The sequence below is a fragment of the Pseudomonas fluvialis genome (genome assembly GCF_002234375.1).
GTDB lineage: Bacteria > Pseudomonadota > Gammaproteobacteria > Pseudomonadales > Pseudomonadaceae > Aquipseudomonas > Aquipseudomonas fluvialis.
Window position 1 is genome coordinate 48,384 of the sequence record NZ_NMQV01000017.1, and the last position, 19,879, is coordinate 68,262.

19 protein-coding genes are annotated in these 19,879 nt (G+C 66.4%); 10 read left to right on the plus strand and 9 right to left on the minus strand.

The genetic code is table 11. The features are described from left to right. The first annotated feature begins 112 nt into the window (after positions 1 to 112). Positions 113 to 529: a hypothetical protein gene (locus tag CFY91_RS09525; RefSeq protein WP_093986117.1), complete on the plus strand. Its 417-nt coding sequence runs from the start codon at positions 113 to 115 to the stop codon at positions 527 to 529. Positions 530 to 749: 220 nt separating this feature from the next. Here CFY91_RS09525 and glmS read toward each other — a convergent pair whose 3' ends face one another. Together glmS and CFY91_RS09535 are read right to left on the minus strand one after the other, a co-directional pair. Continuing rightward, on the minus strand, positions 750 to 2,585 hold the full coding sequence (glmS, locus tag CFY91_RS09530; protein WP_093986118.1) for a glutamine--fructose-6-phosphate transaminase (isomerizing): 1,836 nt from the start codon (positions 2,583 to 2,585) through the stop codon (positions 750 to 752). A 15-nt stretch (positions 2,586 to 2,600) separates the two neighbouring features. Continuing rightward, entirely contained in the window at positions 2,601 to 3,371 is a 771-nt protein-coding gene (locus CFY91_RS09535; protein WP_093986119.1) for a DeoR/GlpR family DNA-binding transcription regulator, read from the minus strand. 141 nt (positions 3,372 to 3,512) lie between these two features. On the opposite strand from CFY91_RS09535, the gene CFY91_RS09540 reads away from it, so the two are divergent. Further along, positions 3,513 to 3,758, plus strand: coding sequence for a hypothetical protein (locus CFY91_RS09540; RefSeq protein ID WP_093986120.1), 246 nt, complete (start codon positions 3,513 to 3,515; stop codon positions 3,756 to 3,758). Between the two features lie 9 nt (positions 3,759 to 3,767). Here the strand turns inward: CFY91_RS09540 and CFY91_RS09545 are convergent, their stop codons facing one another. Then, entirely contained in the window at positions 3,768 to 4,328 is a 561-nt protein-coding gene (locus tag CFY91_RS09545) for a DNA-3-methyladenine glycosylase I (RefSeq protein ID WP_093986121.1), read from the minus strand. An 81-nt stretch (positions 4,329 to 4,409) separates the two neighbouring features. On the opposite strand from CFY91_RS09545, the gene glyQ reads away from it, so the two are divergent. The 4 genes from glyQ (at position 4,410) to CFY91_RS09565 (ending at position 8,811) form a co-directional block, all read left to right on the plus strand. Further along, positions 4,410 to 5,357, plus strand: coding sequence for a glycine--tRNA ligase subunit alpha (glyQ, locus tag CFY91_RS09550; RefSeq protein WP_093986170.1), 948 nt, complete (start codon positions 4,410 to 4,412; stop codon positions 5,355 to 5,357). After that, positions 5,357 to 7,411: a glycine--tRNA ligase subunit beta gene (gene glyS / locus CFY91_RS09555; RefSeq protein ID WP_093986122.1), complete on the plus strand. Its 2,055-nt coding sequence runs from the start codon at positions 5,357 to 5,359 to the stop codon at positions 7,409 to 7,411. Before glyQ ends, glyS begins: the two co-directional genes overlap by 1 nt. 80 nt (positions 7,412 to 7,491) lie before the next feature. Then, positions 7,492 to 8,022 carry a D-glycero-beta-D-manno-heptose 1,7-bisphosphate 7-phosphatase gene (gene gmhB / locus CFY91_RS09560; protein ID WP_093986123.1) on the plus strand — a complete coding sequence of 177 codons (531 nt, stop codon included), beginning with the start codon at positions 7,492 to 7,494 and terminating at the stop codon, positions 8,020 to 8,022. A gap of 12 nt (positions 8,023 to 8,034) precedes the next feature. After that, entirely contained in the window at positions 8,035 to 8,811 is a 777-nt protein-coding gene (locus CFY91_RS09565) for a lysophospholipid acyltransferase family protein (protein WP_093986124.1), read from the plus strand. Here the strand turns inward: CFY91_RS09565 and CFY91_RS09570 are convergent. Then, a complete protein-coding gene (locus CFY91_RS09570; RefSeq protein WP_093986125.1) occupies positions 8,797 to 9,693 on the minus strand; it encodes a LysR family transcriptional regulator in 897 nt (298 codons plus the stop codon). The genes CFY91_RS09565 and CFY91_RS09570 overlap by 15 nt on opposite strands. A gap of 195 nt (positions 9,694 to 9,888) precedes the next feature. Between CFY91_RS09570 and trpB the strand changes: the two genes are divergently transcribed. Further along, the gene (gene trpB / locus CFY91_RS09575) at positions 9,889 to 11,100 is read left to right on the plus strand and encodes a tryptophan synthase subunit beta (RefSeq protein WP_093986126.1); all 1,212 of its coding nucleotides are present in this window, start codon (positions 9,889 to 9,891) and stop codon (positions 11,098 to 11,100) included. Further along, positions 11,097 to 11,906: a tryptophan synthase subunit alpha gene (gene trpA / locus CFY91_RS09580; protein ID WP_093986127.1), complete on the plus strand. Its 810-nt coding sequence runs from the start codon at positions 11,097 to 11,099 to the stop codon at positions 11,904 to 11,906. Before trpB ends, trpA begins: the two co-directional genes overlap by 4 nt. Position 11,907: 1 nt before the next feature. On the opposite strand, the gene CFY91_RS09585 is transcribed toward trpA, so the two are convergent. From CFY91_RS09585 to CFY91_RS09600, 4 genes are all read right to left on the minus strand, one after another. Then, entirely contained in the window at positions 11,908 to 12,210 is a 303-nt protein-coding gene (locus CFY91_RS09585; protein WP_093986128.1) for a P-II family nitrogen regulator, read from the minus strand. A 1-nt stretch (position 12,211) separates the two neighbouring features. Next, on the minus strand, positions 12,212 to 13,153 hold the full coding sequence (locus CFY91_RS09590; protein ID WP_093986129.1) for a sodium-dependent bicarbonate transport family permease: 942 nt from the start codon (positions 13,151 to 13,153) through the stop codon (positions 12,212 to 12,214). A 33-nt stretch (positions 13,154 to 13,186) separates the two neighbouring features. Beyond that, positions 13,187 to 14,998, minus strand: coding sequence for a sodium-extruding oxaloacetate decarboxylase subunit alpha (gene oadA, locus CFY91_RS09595; RefSeq protein ID WP_093986130.1), 1,812 nt, complete (start codon positions 14,996 to 14,998; stop codon positions 13,187 to 13,189). A gap of 88 nt (positions 14,999 to 15,086) precedes the next feature. Further along, positions 15,087 to 16,502 (minus strand): acetyl-CoA carboxylase biotin carboxylase subunit, encoded by a 1,416-nt coding sequence (locus CFY91_RS09600; RefSeq protein ID WP_093986131.1) that lies wholly within the window; start codon positions 16,500 to 16,502, stop codon positions 15,087 to 15,089. A 142-nt stretch (positions 16,503 to 16,644) separates the two neighbouring features. Between CFY91_RS09600 and CFY91_RS09605 the strand changes: the two genes are divergently transcribed. Continuing rightward, the gene (locus tag CFY91_RS09605) at positions 16,645 to 17,580 is read left to right on the plus strand and encodes a LysR family transcriptional regulator (protein ID WP_093986132.1); all 936 of its coding nucleotides are present in this window, start codon (positions 16,645 to 16,647) and stop codon (positions 17,578 to 17,580) included. A gap of 171 nt (positions 17,581 to 17,751) precedes the next feature. Here the strand turns inward: CFY91_RS09605 and CFY91_RS09610 are convergent, their stop codons facing one another. Then, positions 17,752 to 18,729: a quinone oxidoreductase family protein gene (locus tag CFY91_RS09610; RefSeq protein WP_093986133.1), complete on the minus strand. Its 978-nt coding sequence runs from the start codon at positions 18,727 to 18,729 to the stop codon at positions 17,752 to 17,754. 118 nt (positions 18,730 to 18,847) lie between these two features. Here CFY91_RS09610 and hemF point away from each other — a divergent pair, with 118 nt between their 5' ends. After that, positions 18,848 to 19,765: an oxygen-dependent coproporphyrinogen oxidase gene (hemF, locus tag CFY91_RS09615; protein ID WP_093986134.1), complete on the plus strand. Its 918-nt coding sequence runs from the start codon at positions 18,848 to 18,850 to the stop codon at positions 19,763 to 19,765. The last annotated feature ends 114 nt before the right edge of the window (positions 19,766 to 19,879 follow it).

The window sequence follows — 19,879 nt, forward strand, 5'->3', positions numbered from 1 at the left end:
GTGGCCTGTTCCCTGTTGCGCAGATCAGATAGCGAAGTACCTAACAACTAATTAAATTTGCTCACTGGGACGGCTTTAAGCGCGTCCCTTGGCCAAATATTAAGGACGGCCAATGCATACTCCGGTCATACAGGAAGAAACCAGCGGGTGCGGCATTGCTGCGGTTGCCAATATTCTTGGCAAGACCTATGCGGAGATGCAGGCTATCGCTAACGGCATGGGCATTTATGCGTCGGATGAAGCCTTGTGGTCCGATACCCAGTATGTTCGCCGGCTGCTGGCACAGGCCGGGGTGCAAACTTCGACGAGCGAAATTCCTTTTGTAGCCTGGGAGACCTTGCCGGATTTGGCGTTGTTGTCCATCAAGCATCATCAGGAACAGGGTATTCATTTCTGGCACTGGGTTGTGTTCAGGCGTATGGATAACAAGCCGTGTGTGTTGGACTCGGCGAGCTACCTGCCTGCCAATATTCGTTATGACTTTGACGCCATGCAGCCCAAGTGGTTTATCGAAGTGCTGCGTGCATAACACCGCGCATCAGCAGCTACAGCACAGCGCACATTGCACGATAGGCAAGGACAACAGGGGCAGGCCTCGCGTGTCCGGTGTTTGGCGATCGGATTAAAAACGCTGCGCTCACGGCAGCGTGTTTGTGGCGCCCCCGCTACATAGAACAGGCAGGCCCGCAAAGACGGCGGGGACGCGAGCCGCTTGGCTGGCGTCCCCGCAGAGCGTGGTGAGGCGCTGCTTATTCCACGGTCACCGACTTGGCCAGGTTGCGCGGCTGGTCGACGTCGGTGCCCTTGAGCACGGCGACGTGGTAGGACAGCAGCTGTAGCGGCACGGTGTAGAGGATGGGCGCGAGCAGTGCGTGGCTGTGCGGCATGTTGATGACGCGGGTGCCTTCGCCGTTTTCCAGCTGGGCGTCGCGGTCGGCGAAGACGATCAGCTGGCCGCCGCGCGCGCGCACTTCCTGCAGGTTGGACTTGAGCTTTTCCAGCAGCTCGTTGTTGGGCGCCACGGTGACTACCGGCATGTCGCTGTCGACCAGCGCCAGCGGGCCATGCTTGAGCTCGCCGGCCGGGTAGGCTTCGGCGTGGATGTAGGAGATCTCCTTGAGCTTGAGCGCACCTTCCATGGCCACCGGGTACTGCTCGCCACGCCCGAGGAATAGGCTGTGGTGCTTCTCGGCGAAGGCTTCGGCGACTTTCTCGATCTGCCCGTCCATGTCCAGCGCCTGCTTGAGCAGGCCTGGCAGGCCGCGCAGGGCCTGCACCGCATCGGCTTCGACGGCGGCCGGCAGGCTGCCACGGGCGCGCCCGATGGCCAGGGTGAGCAGCAGCAGGCCGACCAGCTGGGTGGTGAAGGCCTTGGTCGAGGCGACGCCGATTTCCGGGCCGGCGCGGGTCAGCAGGGTCAGGTCGGATTCGCGTACCAGCGAGCTGGTGCCGACGTTGCAGATGGCCAGGCTGGCCAGGTAGCCGGCATCTTTGGCATTGCGCAGGGCGGCCAGGGTGTCGGCGGTTTCCCCGGACTGCGAGATGGTCACGAACAGCGCGTCGGGCTGGACGGCCACCTGGCGGTAGCGGAACTCGCTGGCCACTTCCACCTGGCAGGGCACGCCGGTCAGCGCCTCCAGCCAGTAACGGGCGACCAGACCGGCGTGGTAGCTGGTGCCGCAGGCGACGATCTGCACGTTGCGCACGCGGCCGAACAGTTCGCCGGCCTGCGGGCCGAAGGCCTGGGTCAGCACGTGGTCGGCGGCCAGGCGGTCTTCCAGGGTGCGCTGTACCACCTTGGGCTGCTCGTGGATTTCCTTGAGCATGTAGTGACGGTATTCGCCCTTGTCGGCGGCTTCCGCCTGTTCGTGGTACTGCACCATGTCACGCAGTACGGCCTGGCCCTGGGCGTCCCAGATCTGCAGGCTGTCGCGGCGGATTTCCGCGATGTCGCCTTCTTCCAGGTAGATGAAGCGGTCGGTGACCTGGCGCAGGGCCAGCGGGTCGGAGGCGAGGAAGTTTTCCCCCAGGCCCAGGCCAATCACCAGCGGGCTGCCGCTGCGCGCGGCGAGCAGGCGGTCTGGCTGGGCGGCGCTGATTACCGCCAGGCCATAGGCGCCATGCAGTTGGCGGACCGCGGCCTTGAGCGCATCGGCCAGATCGGCGTGGCTTTTCAGCAGGTGGTGCAGCAGGTGGACGATGGTTTCCGTGTCGGTCTGCGAGCTGAACACATAGCCCAGCGCCTGCAGTTCGCCGCGCAGGCTTTCGTGGTTCTCGATGATGCCGTTGTGCACCACGGCCAGGTCAGTGCTGGAGAAGTGCGGGTGGGCGTTGGCTTCGCTCGGCGCGCCGTGGGTGGCCCAGCGGGTGTGCGCGATGCCCAGGCGGCCGACCAGCGGCTCGGCCTGCAGGGCCTGTTCCAGCTCGACGACCTTGCCGGTGCGCCGGCAGCGCTGCAGCTGCCCGGCGTCGGTGTATACCGCTACCCCGGCGCTGTCGTAGCCACGGTATTCGAGGCGCTTGAGGCCTTCGACCAGAATCGCGCTAACCTGCCGCTCGGCAATGGCGCCAACGATGCCACACATAGGCAATGCTCCTTGTCAGTGAGGAAGGGGCGCCAGCAGTACACGAATACCGCGCGCCTCCAGTTCGCGACGCGCCGCACCGGGCAGGCGCTCGTCGCTGATCAGGGTATGAATGCTGCCCCAGGGCAACTCCAGGTTGGGCATCTTGCGCCCGAGTTTGTCGCTTTCCGCCAGGACGATCACTTCGCGGGCCACTTCGGCCATGACCCGCGACAGCCCGAGCAGTTCATTGAAGGTGGTGGTGCCGCGGGCCAGGTCGAGGCCGGCGGCGCCGATGAACAGCTGGTCGAAGTCGTAGGAGCGCAGCACCTGTTCGGCAACCTGGCCCTGGAACGACTCGGAATGCGGGTCCCAGGTACCGCCGGTCATCAGCAGCACCGGCTCGTGCTCCAGCTCGCGCAGTGCATTGGCCACGTTCAGCGAGTTGGTCATCACCACCAGGCCGGGCTGATGACCAAGCTGGGGGATCATCGCCGCGGTGGTGCTGCCGCTGTCGATGATGATGCGTGCGTGCTCGCGGATCAGCCCCACGGCCAGGCCGGCGATGGCCTGCTTGCCGGCGGATACCGGCTGCGCCGGCTCGCCGATCAGTTCCTGCGGCATGGTCACCGCGCCACCGTAGCGGCGCAGCAGCAGGCCGTTCTTCTCCAGTTCGGCGAGGTCCTTGCGAATGGTCACTTCCGAGGTGGCGAAGGCCCGCGCCAGGGCGTCCACGCTGACTTCACCCTGCTCGTTGAGCAGGGCCAGAATGGCGTGGCGACGTTGCGGCGTGTTGCGTTTCGACATGCGAAAGTTTCGGTTCGTAAGAAAAAGTGCGCGAATCAAAACATGCGCACCGGGGAGCCGGCAAGTCTCATTCGTCGTCTGCACAGACGCCTGCGGGGCGGGCTGCTAAGGTGGCGGGCATGCAAAGGCTGGAGGAATTCAATGATGCAGGCGGGCTGGCTGTGGACGATGGCGGGGCTGTTGCTGGGCGTGTTGCTGCTGCTCGGCATCTGGGGCTGGCGGGAGTTGCAGCGCATTCGCCAGTTGGAGGCCAAGGTGGAGCGGCAGGCGGCGTTGCTGGCGCAGATCGACCAGGTGCTGGACAACCCGACGCTGGATGCCGCCGAACAGCGCCGCCAGAGCGAGGCGCTGATGGCCCATGTGCTGGCCCTGCGTGAGGGTCGCTGAGCGCGGCGTTCAGTGCGTTGCGTGGGCCAGTTGCGCATGGCGCGGGCAGTCCAGGGTGTGGTCCATGACCATCCCGGCGGCCTGCATGAAGGCGTAGCAGATAGTCGGGCCGACGAAGCTGAAACCGGCCTTGCGCAGTGCCTTGCTCATGGCCTCGGCAGCCGGGGTCACGCTGGGCACTTCGGCGAGGCTGGCGTAGTGGTTGATCTGCGGTGTGTCGGCGACGAACGACCAGAGCAGCGCCACCGGGTCATCCAGGCGCAGCCAGGCCTGGGCATTCTGCCGGGCGGCGCGCAGCTTGAGGCGGTTGCGGATGATCCCCGGATCCTGCAGGCGTTCCTCGATCTCCGCGTCGCTCATCCGTGCCAGGCGTTCGGCTGAGAAATGCCACAGCACCGCGCGGTAGCGTTCGCGTTTCTTCAGTACAGTGATCCATGACAGGCCGGCCTGGAAGCCCTCCAGCAACAGCAGCTCGAACAGCCGTTGCGGGTCGCGCAGTGGTACGCCCCACTCTTCGTCGTGGTAGGCGATGTACAGGGGGTCTTGGCTACACCAGGAGCAGCGGGGCATCGGCCTGTCCATGCGTTGCGGGCGGGGTTGATCGGGTATACTCGCCGGTTTTACGCCCAAGCATCCAAACCGGTGATATTCGTGAGCCAGACTACGCCCGACGTGAGCACCTTCCAAGGCCTGATCCTTGCCCTGCAGAGTTACTGGGCCGAGCAGGGCTGCGTGATCCTGCAACCCTACGACATGGAAATGGGCGCGGGTACGTTCCACACCGCCACCTTCCTGCGCGCCATCGGCCCGGAAACCTGGAACGCTGCCTATGTGCAGCCCTCGCGCCGCCCGGCCGACGGCCGCTACGGCGAGAATCCCAACCGCCTGCAGCATTACTACCAGTTCCAGGTGGTTCTCAAGCCGAACCCGGAGAACATCCAGGATCTGTATCTGGAGTCGCTGCGCCGCATCGGCGTGGATACCCGCGTGCATGACATCCGCTTCGTCGAGGACAACTGGGAGTCGCCGACCCTCGGCGCCTGGGGCCTGGGCTGGGAAGTCTGGCTGAACGGCATGGAAGTCACCCAGTTCACCTACTTCCAGCAGGTCGGCGGCGTCGAGTGCTACCCGGTCACTGGCGAGATCACCTATGGCCTGGAGCGCCTGGCCATGTACCTGCAGGGCGTCGACTCGGTGTATGACCTGGTCTACTCCGACGGCCCGTTCGGCAAGGTCACCTACGGCGACGTGTTCCACCAGAACGAGGTGGAGCAGTCCACCTTCAACTTCGAACACGCCAACGTCGACAAGCTGTTCGAGCTGTTCGATTTCTACGAGTCGGAAGCCAACCGCCTGATGGAGCTGCAGCTGCCGCTGCCGGCCTACGAAATGGTCATCAAGGCCAGCCACAGCTTCAACCTGCTGGATGCCCGCCGCGCCATCTCGGTGACCGCGCGTCAGCAGTACATCCTGCGTGTACGTACCCTGGCGCGGAACATCGCGCAGAGCTACCTGCTGGCCCGCGCCAAGCTCGGCTTCCCGTTGGCCACCCCCGAACTGCGTGATGAAGTGCTGGCCAAGCTGAAGGAGGCCGAATAATGAGCGCCCAAGATTTTCTGGTTGAACTGGGCACCGAAGAGCTGCCCCCGAAAGCCCTGAAGAGCCTCGGCGAGGCTTTCCTGGCCGGCGTCGAGAAAGGCCTCAAGAGTGCCGGTCTGGACTACCTGCAGGCCCGCTACTACGCCGCGCCGCGCCGTCTGGCCGTGCTTGTCGAGCGCCTGCAGGCGCAGCAGCCGGATCGCACGCTGAACCTCGACGGCCCGCCCGTGCAGGCGGCCTTCGACAAGGACGGCAACCCCACCCAGGCCGCGCTGGGCTTTGCCAAGAAGTGCGGTGTCGACCTGGCGGAAATCGACCGCTCGGGCGCCAAGCTCAAGTTCAGCCAGTGCATTGCCGGGCAAGCGGCAGTCAGCCTGCTGCCGGGGATTGTCGAGGCCTCGCTGGCCGACCTGCCGATTCCCAAGCGCATGCGCTGGGCGGCGCGCAAGGAAGAGTTCGTGCGCCCGACCCAGTGGCTGGTGATGCTGTTCGGTGATGCCGTGGTGGATTGCCAGATCCTCGCCCAGCAGGCCGGGCGCACGTCGCGCGGGCACCGTTTCCATGCCAACCACGAAGTGCGTATCAGCAGCCCGGCCAGCTATGCCGAGGACCTGCGCAGCGCCTATGTGCTGGCTGACTTCGCCGAACGCCGCGCGCAGATCGCCGCGCGCGTCGAGCAACTGGCCCAGGCCGAGAACGGCAGTGCCATCGTGCCGCCGGCGCTGCTCGATGAAGTGACCGCGCTGGTCGAATGGCCGGTACCGCTGGTCTGCTCCTTCGAGGAACGTTTCCTGGAAGTGCCGCAGGAAGCGCTGATCACCACCATGCAGGACAACCAGAAGTACTTCTGCCTGCTGGATGGCAACGGCAAGCTGCTGCCGCGCTTCATCACCGTGGCCAACATCGAGTCGAAAGACCCGGCACAGATCGTTTCCGGCAACGAGAAGGTGGTGCGCCCGCGCCTCACCGACGCCGAGTTCTTCTTCAAGCAGGACAAGCGCCAGCCGCTGGAAAAACGCAACGAGCGCCTGGCCAACGTGGTGTTCCAGGCCCAGCTGGGCAGCGTGTTCGACAAGGCCAAGCGGGTGTCCGCGCTGGCCGGCTTTATCGCCCGGCAGATCGGTGCTGACCCGGCGCGCGCCGAGCGTGCCGGCCTGCTCTCCAAGTGCGACCTGGCCAGCGAGATGGTCGGCGAGTTCCCGGAAATGCAGGGCATTGCCGGCTACTACTACGCGCTGCATGACGGCGAGCCGGAGGACGTGGCCAAGGCGCTCAACGAGCAGTACATGCCGCGCGGCGCCGGCGCCGAGCTGCCGCAGACCCTGACCGGCGCGGCCGTGGCGGTGGCCGACAAGCTCGACACCTTGGTCGGCATCTTCGGCATTGGCATGCTGCCCACCGGCTCCAAGGACCCCTACGCGCTGCGCCGCGCCGCGCTGGGCGTGCTGCGCATCCTCATCGAGAAGCAGCTGGACCTCGACCTGGTGCAGGCGGTGGCCTTTGCCATCGAACAGTACGGCGAGCGCGTCAAGGCCGCCGGCCTGGCCGCACAGGTGCTCGACTTCATCTTCGACCGCCTGCGTGCGCGCTACGAGGACGAAGGCGTAGACGTTGCCGTCTACCAGGCGGTGCGTGCGGTCAACCCGGCGTCGCCGCTGGACTTCGACCAGCGCGTGCAGGCCGTGCAGGCCTTCCGTCAGCTGCCGGAAGCCGCTGCCCTGGCGGCCGCCAACAAGCGCGTGTCGAACATCCTGGCCAAGGCCGAAGGCCAGCTGCCGGCCTCGGCGTCGGCGCATTTCTTCGACAATCCCTGCGAGTTCACCCTCAATGCGGCCATTCACCATGCCCGCGATGCGGTGCAGCCGCTGGCCGTGCAGCGCCAGTACCACCTGGCCCTGAGCCAGCTGGCCAGCCTGCGTGAGCCGGTGGATGGCTTCTTCGAAGCGGTGCTGGTGAACGCCGAGGATGCCAACGTACGCGCCAACCGTTATGCCCTGCTGGCCGAGCTGCGTGGCCTGTTCCTCGGCGTGGCGGATATTTCACTGCTGGGCTGACCCCGGCAGCGGCACGCGCCAGGCGGGCGGCGGCAGGTTGTGCGCCGTGGCCTGGCGTGTATCGCTGGGAGCGTGTGGTTATGAAGCTGCTGATTCTCGACCGCGACGGGGTCATCAATGAAGACTCCGACGCCTATATCAAGTCGCTCGACGAGTGGATTCCCATCCCCGGTGCGATCGACGCCATCGCGCGCCTGAGCAAGGCCGGCTGGACCGTGGCGGTGGCCACCAACCAGTCGGGGCTGGCCCGCGGCTACTACGATGCAGCCACCCTGGAGTCGATGCACGCCCGCCTGCGCCAGCTGGTGGCGGAGCAGGGCGGCGAGGTCGGGCTGATCGTGCATTGCCCGCATGGCCCCGATGACGGCTGCGGTTGCCGCAAGCCGCTGCCCGGCATGCTCGAGCAGATCGCTGCGCACTATGGCTGCGCGCTGCCCGGAGTGTGGTTTGTCGGCGACAGTATCGGTGACCTGCAGGCGGCGAGCGCCGTCCATTGCCAGCCTGTGTTGGTGAAAACCGGCAAAGGCCTGCGCACCCTGGGCAAGTCCTTGCCAGCCGGGACGCTGGTGTTCGAAGATCTGGCGGCGATCGCTGACCAGTTGCTCTTATAAAGGATCATGAGAATGTCGACAGTGCAGGCCGCAAGAACCGTTGTCTTCTACCTGCTGCTGGCGACCAGTGCCTGCATCTGGGGCACCCTCAGTGTACTGATCGGCCCCTTCTTGCCGTTTGCCCAGCGCGCGCGCTTCATCACCCAGGCCTGGTGCCGGCTGGCGGTGTGGCTGTGCAAATGGGTGGCGGGTATCGACTACCGCGAGCAGGGTGCCGAGCATATTCCCCAGCAACCCTGCGTGATCCTCGCCAAGCACCAGAGCACCTGGGAAACCTTCTTTCTCTCCGCCCGCGTGGCGCCGCTGACCCAGGTACTCAAGCGCGAGCTGCTCTATGTGCCGTTCTTCGGCTGGGCGATGGCCATGGTCAAGCCGATTGCCATCGACCGCAGCAACCCCAAGGCGGCACTCAAGCAACTGGCCCGGCGCGGTGACGAGTGCCTGCGCGCCGGTGCCTGGGTGCTGATCTTCCCGGAAGGCACGCGGGTGCCGGTGGGGCAGATGGGCAAGTTCTCGCGCGGTGGCGCGGCGCTGGCCGCGCATGCCGGCCTGCCAGTGCTGCCGGTGGCGCATAACGCCGGACGTTTCTGGCCCAAGCAGGGCTGGAGCAAGACCCCCGGCTGCATCGATGTGATCTACGGGCCGCCCCTGTATGCGGCGGGTGCCGACTCGCGCTCGATTGCCGAGTTGAACCAGCGCGCCGAGGCGTGGATTGCCGAGCAGATGGCGCGCATCGATCCGCCAGCCAGCCAGCCGGCCACGCTCGGCGAGCAGTCACTGGCCCGCTGAGGCCAGTTCCTTCTGTAACCACTGTGCCAGGCGCAGCGCGCGTGGGTCGGCCTGGCGTGCCGGCAGCCACAGGCTGAGCTGGGCGCAGGTGGTGACAAACCCCCAGGGTGCGGCGAGGCGCCCGGCGGCCAGGTCGTCGGCGACCAGGGTTTGCGGGGCGATGGCCACGCCCAGTCCGGCGGCGGCCGCTTCCAGCAGGTAATAGAGATGCTCGAAAGCCTGGCCCCGTTGCAGCTGTCCGGCGTCCAGGCCCTGCGCCTGCGCCCATTGTGGCCAGGCCTGCGGACGCGAGGTGGTGTGCAGCAGCGGCTCACCGAGCAGCACCGTCGGTGCGGCAGCGGCCAGGCGGGCAAAGCCGGCATAGCGCGGGCTGAGTACCGGGCCGATGCGTTCTTCGGCCAGTGCCAGCACCTGCATGTCGGCCGGCCAGGGCGCTTCGGCAAAGCACAGCGTGGCATCCACGCCGGGGCGTCGCGGGTCCAGTTCACCCTCGCTGGCCGACAGCTGCAGGCGCAGCTCCGGCAGCTCGCGCTGCAGGCGGTCGAGGCGCGGGATGAACCAGCGGGCCAGCAGGCTGCCGGGGCAGCCGAGGACGAAGGGCGCATCGGCCTGCTGTTGCTGCAATTCGCCCCAACAGTCGCGCAGGCGGGTGAAGGCCTCGCTGCTGGCGTCGCGCAGGCGACGTCCTGCATCGGTGAGTTTTATGCCGCGACCCTCCTTGCCCAGCAGGGCGATCCCCAACTGGCTTTCGAGGGCACTCAGGTGCCGGCTGACTGCCCCGTGGGTCACGTTCAGCTCCTCAGCCGCCTTGCTGACGCTGAGCAGGCGGGCGGTGGCTTCAAAGGCGCGCAGGGCATTCAGCGGAGGCAGGTCGCGGCTCATGGTATCTGTGAGATTTCCTGACGGTTTGTGGCAATCTAATCGCTTTTCCAGTGGCTCGCCAGGGGTAGAATGGCCGGCATGTACTTCTCTTTGCGAGAAGCTGGCTGTGGTGTGTGGCGGGGATTTGCCGTGGCGCACCGACCTTTACCCCAGGCCCGCCGCCCTGTGTCGGCGGGTAAGCGCAGGAGCACTGCCATGAGTTCATTACGCACCGGCCCGGATAACAAGGGCCTGTTCGGTCGCTTCGGTGGCCAGTTCGTCGCCGAAACCCTGATGCCGCTGATCAACGACCTGGCCGCCGAGTACGAGAAGGCCAAGGTCGATCCGGCCTTCCTCGAAGAGCTGGCCTACTTCCACCGCGACTACATCGGCCGCGCCAGCCCGCTGTACTACGCCGAGCGCCTGAGCGAGCACTTCGGCGGGGCGAAGATCTACCTCAAGCGCGAAGACCTCAACCACACCGGCGCGCACAAGATCAACAACTGCATCGGCCAGATCCTCCTGGCCAAGCGCATGGGCAAGCAGCGCATCATCGCCGAGACCGGCGCCGGCATGCACGGCGTGGCCACCGCCACCGTGGCGGCGCGCTTCGGCATGCAGTGCGTGGTGTACATGGGTACCACCGACATCGACCGCCAGCAGGCCAACGTGTTCCGCATGAAGCTGCTCGGCGCCGAGGTGATTCCGGTCACCGCCGGCACCGGCACGCTCAAGGATGCGATGAACGAAGCGCTGCGCGACTGGGTGACCAACGTCCACAACACCTTCTACCTGATCGGCACCGCCGCCGGCCCGCACCCGTACCCGGCCATGGTGCGCGATTTCCAGGCGGTGATCGGCAACGAAGTGCGCGAGCAGATCCTCGAGAAGGAAGGCCGCCTGCCCGACTCGCTGGTCGCCTGCATCGGTGGTGGCTCCAACGCCATCGGCCTGTTCCACCCGTTCCTCGATGACCAAGGCGTGCAGATCGTCGGCGTCGAAGCGGCCGGGCATGGCGTGGACACCGGCAAGCATGCGGCGAGCATGGCCGGCGGCGCGCCGGGTGTGCTGCACGGCAACCGCACCTTCCTGCTGCAGGACGCCGACGGCCAGATCACCGACGCGCACTCGATTTCCGCCGGCCTCGACTACCCCGGCGTCGGCCCCGAGCACGCCTGGTTGCACCAGATCAAGCGCGTCGAGTATGTGCCGATCAGCGACGACGAAGCCCTCGAAGCCTTCCACCAGTGCTGCCGCCTGGAAGGCATCATCCCGGCGCTGGAGTCCGCCCACGCCCTGGCCGAAGCCTTCAAGCGCGCGGCCAAGCTGCCCAAGGAGCACCTGATGGTGGTCAACCTGTCCGGCCGCGGCGACAAGGACATGCAGACCGTGATGCACCATATGAGCGAACAGGAGAAGCACGCATGAGCCGCCTGCAGAGCCGCTTTGCCGAGCTGAAAGAACAAAACCGCGCCGCCCTGGTGACCTTCGTCACCGGCGGCGACCCGGACTACGCCAGCTCGCTGGCCATCCTCAAGGGCCTGCCGGCCGCCGGCGCCGACGTGATCGAGCTGGGCATGCCGTTCACCGACCCGATGGCCGATGGCCCGGCGATCCAGCTGGCCAACATCCGTGCGCTGGGCAATGGCCAGAACCTGCTCAAGACCCTGCAGATGGTCCGCGAATTCCGCCAGGACGACCGCCAGACGCCGCTGGTGCTGATGGGCTACTACAACCCGATCTTCGCCTATGGCGTGGAGCGCTTCGTCGCCGACGCCCAGGCCGCCGGGGTGGATGGTTTGATCATCGTCGACCTGCCGCCGGAGCATAACGACGAGCTGTGCGAGCCGGCGCAGGCCGCTGGCATCGACTTCATCCGCCTGACCACGCCGACCACCGACGATGCGCGCCTGCCGGTGGTGCTCAACGGCAGCTCCGGCTTCGTCTACTACGTCTCGGTGGCCGGCGTGACCGGTGCCGGCGCGGCGAGCATGGAGCAGGTCGAGGAAGCCGTGGCGCGCCTGCGCCGGCATACCGATTTGCCGCTGTGCATCGGCTTCGGCATCCGCACCCCGGCGCACGCCGCCGAGGTGGCGCGGCGCGCCGAGGGCGTGGTGGTGGGCTCGGCGCTGGTCGACCAGATCGCCACGGCGGCCACGCCGCAGCAGGCCATCGACGGGGTGCTGGGGCTGTGCCGGCAACTCGCCGAGGGTGTACGGGCTGCGCGTCGCTGACTCAGAACTTTTCCGGGCGCAGCACCTGCACCTCGGCGAGGTAGCAGACCATGGCGTAGTTGGCGTAGTAGCGCGCCTGCAGGTGACTGGCGATGCGTTCGGCAAGTTCGCGTGAGCCGATCACCTCCAGGCGGATATTGCCCTCGGTATCCCAGCCGGCGCTGCGCACGCCGCGCGAGCCGCGGCCGCGCGCATCGGACAGCGTCCAGCCCGGGGCGCCGAGGTTTTCCAGGTCGGCCAGCAGTTTCTTTTCCAGCGCTGCCTCACAAATCACAGTGAGCAGCGTGCGGGTATGGGCGGTCATCTCACAATCCCCAGGCGATCAGTTGTTCGGCCAGCCAGCAGTAGAGCGGGATACCGACCAGGATGTTGAAGGGGAAGGTGATCCCCAGCGAGGCGGTCAAGGATAGCGACGGATTGGCCTCCGGCAAGGCCAGGCGCATGGCCGCCGGCACGGCGATGTACGACGCCGAGGCGGCCAGGGTGGCGAGCATCGCCGTACCGCCCAGGCTGAGACCCATGGCCCGGGCCAGCAGGGCGCCGAGCAGGGCGCCGAGCAGCGGCATGAGCAGGGCGAAGGCGGCCAGGCGCAGGCCGAAACGACGCAGGGTGCCGAGCTGGCCGGAGGCGATCAGGCCCATTTCCAGCAGGAAGAACGCCAGCACCGGCTTGAACATGCTGGTGTATAGCGGCTCCAGCGGCTTGATGGCTTCCTTGCCGGCCACCGCGCCGATCAGCAGGCCGCCGAGCAGCAGCATGATGCTCTTGCCGAGGAAGATTTCCCGGCCCAGCTCCTTCCACTGGGTATCCCGCGAGACGCCCTTGGCCAGCAGGATGCCGACGAGGATCGCCGGAATCTCCAGGATGGCCACGAACAGCGGCATGTAGCTTTCGAAGAAGATTTCCCGCGCCGCCAGGTAGGCCACCACCACGGCGAAGGTCCCGGCGCTCACCGAGCCATAGTGGGCTGCCACCGCCGCCGCGTTGATGCGGTCGAAGCGCAGCCCGCGCAGCAGGGCGAAGGCCAGCAGCGGCAGGACGATGCCTAGGCCGAGGACCAGTGCCGACTGGCCGAGCAGCGCCAGGCTGGCCTGTTCGGCCAGCTCCACGCCGCCGTGCAGGCCGATGGCCAGCAGCAGCACGATGGACAGGGTGTCATACAGCGCCGGTGGCAGTTTCAGCTCGCTTTTCAGCAGCCCGGCCGCCAGGCCGAAGACAAAGAACAGTACGACGGGATCAAGACCCATGACGCGCTCCGCAGGTAACAGGCGGGTGGTAGTTTACGGGGCAATCTCCAGCAATAGCTCGCCCGGATTGACCCGGTCGCCCTTGGCGACATGCACGGCCTGCACGATACCGTCGATCGGCGCCTGGATCTCGCTTTCCATCTTCATCGCCTCGCTGATCAGCAGTGCCTGGCCGGCCTTGACCGGGTCACCGACCTTGACCAGCACCTCGACGATATTGCCCGGCATGCTGGTGCTGACATCCCCGGCGGCGCTGGCCTGCTGGCGCTTGCTGCCGCCGGCGCTGACGAACTGGTTGAGCGGCTCGAACACCACTTCTTCCGGCATGCCGTCGATGGACAGGTAGAAGTGGCGCTTGCCGTCGGTTTTCACGCCGACCCCGGTGATATCGATGCGGTAGCTTTCGCCGTGCACGTCAACGACGAACTCGGTGGGCACGCCGTCACCTCCGGGCGTTGCCGGAGCGCCGGCCTGCGGCAGCGGCAGCAGGGCTTCCGGCTTGAGGGTACCGGCGGCGCGTTCCTCAAGGAACTTGCGGCCGATGTCGGGGAACATGGCGTAGGTCAGCACATCCTCCTCGCTGCGCGCCAGGCTGCCGATTTCCTCGCGCAGGCGGGCCAGCTCCGGCTTGAGCAGGTCGGCCGGGCGCACCTCGATGACGTCCTCGTGACCGATGGCCTGGGCGCGCAGCTGTTCGTTGACCGGGCCGGGCGCCTGGCCATAGCGGCCCTGCAGGTAGAGTTTCACCTCGTTGGTGATGGTCTTGTAGCGCTCGCCGGCCAGCACGTTAAACACCGCCTGGGTGCCGACGATCTGCGAGGTGGGCGTGACCAGCGGCGGGAAGCCAAGGTCTTCGCGGACCCGCGGGATTTCCGCGAAGACCTCGTCGATGCGTCCCAGGGCACCCTGTTCCTTCAGTTGGTTGGCCAGGTTGGACATCATCCCGCCCGGTACCTGGTTGACCTGCACGCGGGTATCCACGCCGGTGAAGGGGCTTTCGAACTGGTGGTACTTGAGGCGGATCTGCTGGAAGTACTGGCTGATCTCCTGCAGCAGGGCCAGGTCCAGCCCGGTGTCCCAGGGTGTGTCGCGCAGCGCGGCGACCATCGACTCGGTGGCCGGGTGGCTGGTGCCCCAGGCCATGGCACCGATGGCGGTATCGATGTGGTCGGCACCGGCCTCGATGGCCTTGAGTTGCACCATCGCGCCCATGCCGGCGGTGTCGTGGCTGTGGATGAACACCGGCAGGCTGACCCGCTCCTTGAGCGCACGCACCAGCTCGAAGGTGGCGTAGGGGGTGAGCAGGCCGGCCATGTCCTTGATGGCCAGCGAATCCACGCCCAGCGCCGCCATGGCTTCGGCCTGGCGGACAAAGGCCGCGGTGTCGTGCACCGGGCTGGTGGTGTAGGCGAGGGTGCCCTGGGCATGTTTACCGGCGGCCTTCACCGCCTCGATGGCAGTGCGCAGGTTACGCACATCGTTCATCGCATCGAAAATGCGGAACACCTCGATGCCGTTGACCGCCGCCTTGGCGACGAAAGCGCGCACCACGTCATCGCTGTAGTGGCGATAGCCGAGCAGGTTCTGCCCGCGCAGGAGCATCTGCAGGCGGGTATTGGGCAGTGCCGCCTTGAGCTGGCGCAGGCGCTCCCAGGGGTCTTCCTTGAGAAAGCGTACGCAGGCATCGAAGGTGGCGCCGCCCCACACCTCCAGCGACCAGTAGCCGACCTGATCGAGCTTGGCGCAGATCGGCAGCATGTCGTCCAGGCGCAGGCGCGTGGCGATCAGCGACTGGTGGGCATCGCGCAGGATGGTATCGGTGACGGTGATCTTTTTGATGCTCATGTGTTTTTCTCCTCGCTGAAGGCTAGAGGCTGAAAGCTGGACGGAGAACGAGTCCATCGTTCAGCCTCTAGTCTCAGGCGGCTTTTTCTTAAAGGCCGGCGTGGGCGGCGATGGCGGTGGCGATGGCGATGGCCAGGTGCGACGGGTTGCGCTTGATCGAGTAATCCAGCAGCTCCGGGTGGCTGTCGACGAAGCTGGTGTTGAACTGGCCGCTGCGGAACTCCGGGTTGCGCAGGATTTCCTGGTAGTAGGGCGCGGTGGTCTTTACGCCCTGTACGCGCATGTCGTCGAGGGCGCGCAGGCCGCGATCCAGGGCTTCTTCCCAGGTCAGCGCCCAGACGATCAGCTTCAGGCACATGGAGTCGTAGTGCGGCGGAATGCTGTAGCCGGTGTAGATCGCCGTGTCGGTGCGTACGCCGGGGCCGCCGGGGGCGTAGTAGCGGGTGATCTTGCCGAAGCTGGGCAGGAAGTTGTTCTTCGGGTCTTCGGCATTGATGCGGAACTGCAAGGCATAGCCACGGTGGATGATGTCGCTCTGCTGTACCGACAGCGGCAGGCCGCTGGCGATGCGGATCTGCTCGCGGACGATGTCCAGCCCGGTGATTTCCTCGGTGATGGTGTGTTCCACCTGCACCCGGGTATTCATCTCCATGAAGTACACCTCGCCGTCGGCGAGCAGGAACTCCACGGTACCGGCATTCTCGTAGCCCACCGCCTGCGCGGCACGTACCGCCAGGTCACCGATGTAGGCGCGCTGCTCGGGGGTGAGCTGCGGGCTGGGGGCGATCTCGATGAGCTTCTGGTTGCGCCGCTGGATCGAACAGTCGCGCTCGAACAGGTGCACGGTGTTGCCGAAACGATCGGCGAGCACCTGCGCCTCGATGTGCTTGGGATTGACGATGCACTTCTCGAGGAACACCTCGGCGCTGCCGAAGGCCTTGGTGGCCTCGGAGATCACCCGCGGATAGGCCGCTTCCAGCTCGCTGCGCGAGTTGCAGCGGCGGATGCCACGGCCGCCGCCGCCACTGGTGGCTTTGAGCATCACCGGGTAGCCGATGCGCTCGGCCTCGCGTAGCGCCTCGCGGAGGTCGGCGACGTTGCCTTCGGTGCCCGGGGTGACCGGCACGCCGGCCTTGATCATGCTGCGTCGCGCCTCGGTCTTGTCGCCCATGCGACGGATCACCTCGGCGCTGGGGCCGATGAACTTGATCCCGCGTTCGGCACAGATTTCCGCCAGTTCGGCGTTTTCCGAGAGAAAGCCATAGCCGGGATGCAGCGCATCACAGCCGGTTTCCACGGCCAGGTTGACCAGCTTGCGTGGGTTCAGGTAGCCGGCCAGCGGGTCGTCACCCAGGCAGTGGGCTTCGTCGGCGCGCTTGACGTGCAGGGCATGGCGGTCGGCTTCGGCATAGACGGCAACCGAGCGGATACCCATCTCGGCACAGGCACGCACGATGCGCACGGCAATCTCGCCACGGTTGGCAATGAGGACTTTCTTCAGCAAGGGGCAGGCTCCTTTGGCTGCGGGGCCGCTCAGGCGGTTGTCCGACAGGCTAGTCGCCGGCTTTGATAAATAAAAATCACAATTTATTAGGCAGTGTATAAGTTAAAACTTATATTTTCTGGAAGACACGCCGGAGAAGCCCATGCGCAAAGCCCTTAGTCGCCTGACCCTGCGCCAGTTGCAGGTGTTTCGCGCGGTATGCGAGAGCCGCTCCTACAGCCGTGCGGCCGAGGAAATGGCGCTGAGCCAACCGGCGGTCAGCCTGCAGATGCGCCAGCTGGAAGAGCTCCTCGGTCAGCCGCTGTTCGACTACCAGGGCCGCCAGCTGCACCTGACCGCCGCCGCGGAAGCCCTGCAGGCGGCCAGCCGCGACCTGTTTGCCCGCCTTGAGGTGCTCGACATGCAGCTCTCCGACCTGGCCGGCAGCCTGCAGGGCCAGCTCAACCTGGCGCTGGAATCGAGCGCCAAGTACATGCTGCCGCACCTGTTCGCGGCCTTTCGCCGGGCGTATCCGGAAGTCGGCTTGCAACTGGCCGTGGTCAACCATGCGCAGGCGGTGCGCCGCCTGGGGCAGAGCCGCGATGACCTGTTGATCATGACCCAGGTGCCGACGGACATGGCCCTGGATTTCTACCCCTTCCTGAGCAACCCGATCATTGCCGTGGCTGCCGCCGGGCATCCGCTCTGCGCGGCGTCGAGCTTGTCGCTAGCCGATCTCAGCGGTTATCCGCTGCTGGTCCGTGAGGTGGGTTCCGGTACCCGCCGGGCGTGTGAGGAATATTGCCAGCAGAAGCGCGTGCGTTTTGCCCAGCAACTGGAAATCGGCTCCAGCGAGGCGCAATGCGAAGGCGTACTGGCCGGCCTGGGTCTGGCCCTGCTGCCGCGGCATGCCGTGCAGCGCGAGCTGGCCAGTGGGCTGCTGTGCCAGTTGCCGGTGCAGGAGTTGCCCTTGCAACGCAGCTGGTGCCTGGTCAGTCAGCGTGGCCGGCAGTTGTCGCCGGTGGCCCGCGCCTTTGCCGATTTCATCCAGCAGCGCCGCGATGTGCTGGCGGCGCTGGAGCAACGCTTCAACGCCTAGCAGGCTGTTGAAAAACTACCTACGTTGCCATTGCTGCGTTAAAAACAGGCTCAAAATGCTCATTTACAGCTCGTAAACTCCGCTTTTTCGCCTGTTTTTGCCTTGCATTGGCTGCCTCGCCCACGTTTTTCAACGGCCTGCTAGCGGCGGATCGTGATCCGCTGCGGGCCACTAGGGCAGCAGGACCAGCGAGCCACTGCTCTGCCCGCTCTGCAGCAGGCGATGCGCCTGTGCCGCATCGCGCAGGGCCAGGCGCTGGCTGGCCTGCAGCTGTAGCTGGCCGCTGGCCACCAGGCCGAACAGTTCATCGGCCATCTGTTGCAGCGCGGTCGGGCTGTTGGCGTAGTGGAACAGGCTGGGGCGGGTGACGTACAGCGAGCCTTTCTGTGCCAGCAGGCCCAGGTTGACGCCCTCCACCGGGCCCGAGGCGTTACCGAAGCTGACCAGTAGGCCGCGCGGCTGCAGGCAGTCCAGCGAGGTGCTCCAGCTGGCCTGGCCCACCGAGTCGTAGACCACCGGGCACTTCTGGCCGTCGGTCAGCTCCAGCACGCGCTCGCGGACATCCTCGCAGCTGCGGTCGATCACCGCCCAGGCGCCGTGCTGCAGGGCCAGCGCCGCCTTGGCCGGCGAGCTGACCACGCCGATCAGCCGGGCACCCAGGGCACGCGCCCACTGGCAGGCAAGCAGGCCGACGCCGCCGGCGGCGGCATGCCACAGCAGGTGCTGGCCGGCCTGCACCGGGTAGGTCTGGCGCAGCAGGTACTGCACGGTGAGCCCCTTGAGCAGGCCGGCGGCGGCCTGCTCGCAGCTGATCTGTTCCGGCAGGCGCAGCAGGCAGCCCGGCGGCACATCCTGGTACTCGGCATAGGCACCCAGCGGCGCCGTGGCATAGGCCACCCGTTCACCCACCTGCCAGCCCTGCACGGCGCTGCCGACCGCCTCGATCACCCCGGCGCCCTCGCTGCCCAGGCCGCTGGGCAGGCTGGCTACCGGGTACAGGCCGCTGCGGTAGTAGCAGTCGATGAAATTCACGCCGATCGCCTGCAGGCGCACGCGCACGGCATCGGCGGCCAGCGGCGTGTCGGGCTGCTCCTGCCATTGCAGGACTTCGGCAGTGCCGTGCTGGGAAAACTGGATACGCCAGGACATGAGCGGACTCCTCGACAGGGCTACACAGGGCCGTCATGCAAACGCCTGGCGCGGCTGGCGTCAAGCCGGTGCTGCCCAGTGCTATGCTGCGCGCCTGAATTGGCCCGGAGTACCCCGCGTGAGCGAGATCATCGACAACGTCAAAACCTACCTGCTGGACCTGCAGACGCGCATCTGCACGGCGCTGGAGGCCGAAGATGGCCAGGCGTGTTTCATCGAGGACGCCTGGCAGCGCCCCGGCGGTGGCGGTGGACGGACGCGGGTGCTGGAAAATGGCGCGCTGATCGAGAAGGGCGGGGTCAACTTCTCGCATGTCTTTGGTGACAGCCTGCCGCCCTCGGCCAGCGCCCATCGCCCGGAGCTGGCCGGGCGGGGCTTCCAGGCGCTCGGCGTATCGCTGGTGATGCACCCGGAGAATCCCTATGTGCCGACCTCGCATGCCAACGTGCGCTTCTTCAGCGCCGAGAAGCCCGGCGAGGAGCCAGTCTGGTGGTTCGGTGGCGGTTTCGACCTGACCCCCTACTACGCCTTCGAGGAAGACTGCGTGCACTGGCACAGCGTGGCGCGTGCCGCTTGCGCGCCGTTCGGTGCCGAGGTGTATCCGAAGTTCAAGGCGTGGTGCGACCGCTATTTCCACCTCAAGCACCGGGGCGAGCCGCGCGGCATCGGCGGGTTGTTCTTCGATGACCTCAACCAGTGGGACTTCGCGACCTGCTTCGCCTTCATGCGTGCCATTGGCGATGCCTACCTGGAGGCCTACCTGCCGATCGTGCAGCGCCGCAAGCTGACTCCCTACGGTGAGCGCGAGCGCGAATTCCAGGCGTTCCGCCGCGGGCGCTATGTGGAGTTCAACCTGGTATTCGACCGTGGCACGCTGTTTGGCCTGCAGTCCGGCGGGCGAACCGAGTCGATCCTCATGTCGCTACCGCCGCGCGTGCGCTGGGGCTACGACTGGAAGGCCGCGCCGGGTAGCGAGGAAGCGCGCCTGAGCGAATACTTCCTGCAGGATCGCGACTGGTTGGCCAATCCGTCCTGAGCGCTGCGGCGTTCGGCCAGGCGGCGTTGAACGCGGGCTCGGCGGGCGGCTGTACCCCCCGTAAGCGCCGCTGCCTCGCGCACTTTCGCCGTGCCTGAACTTCATTCGCGAGGC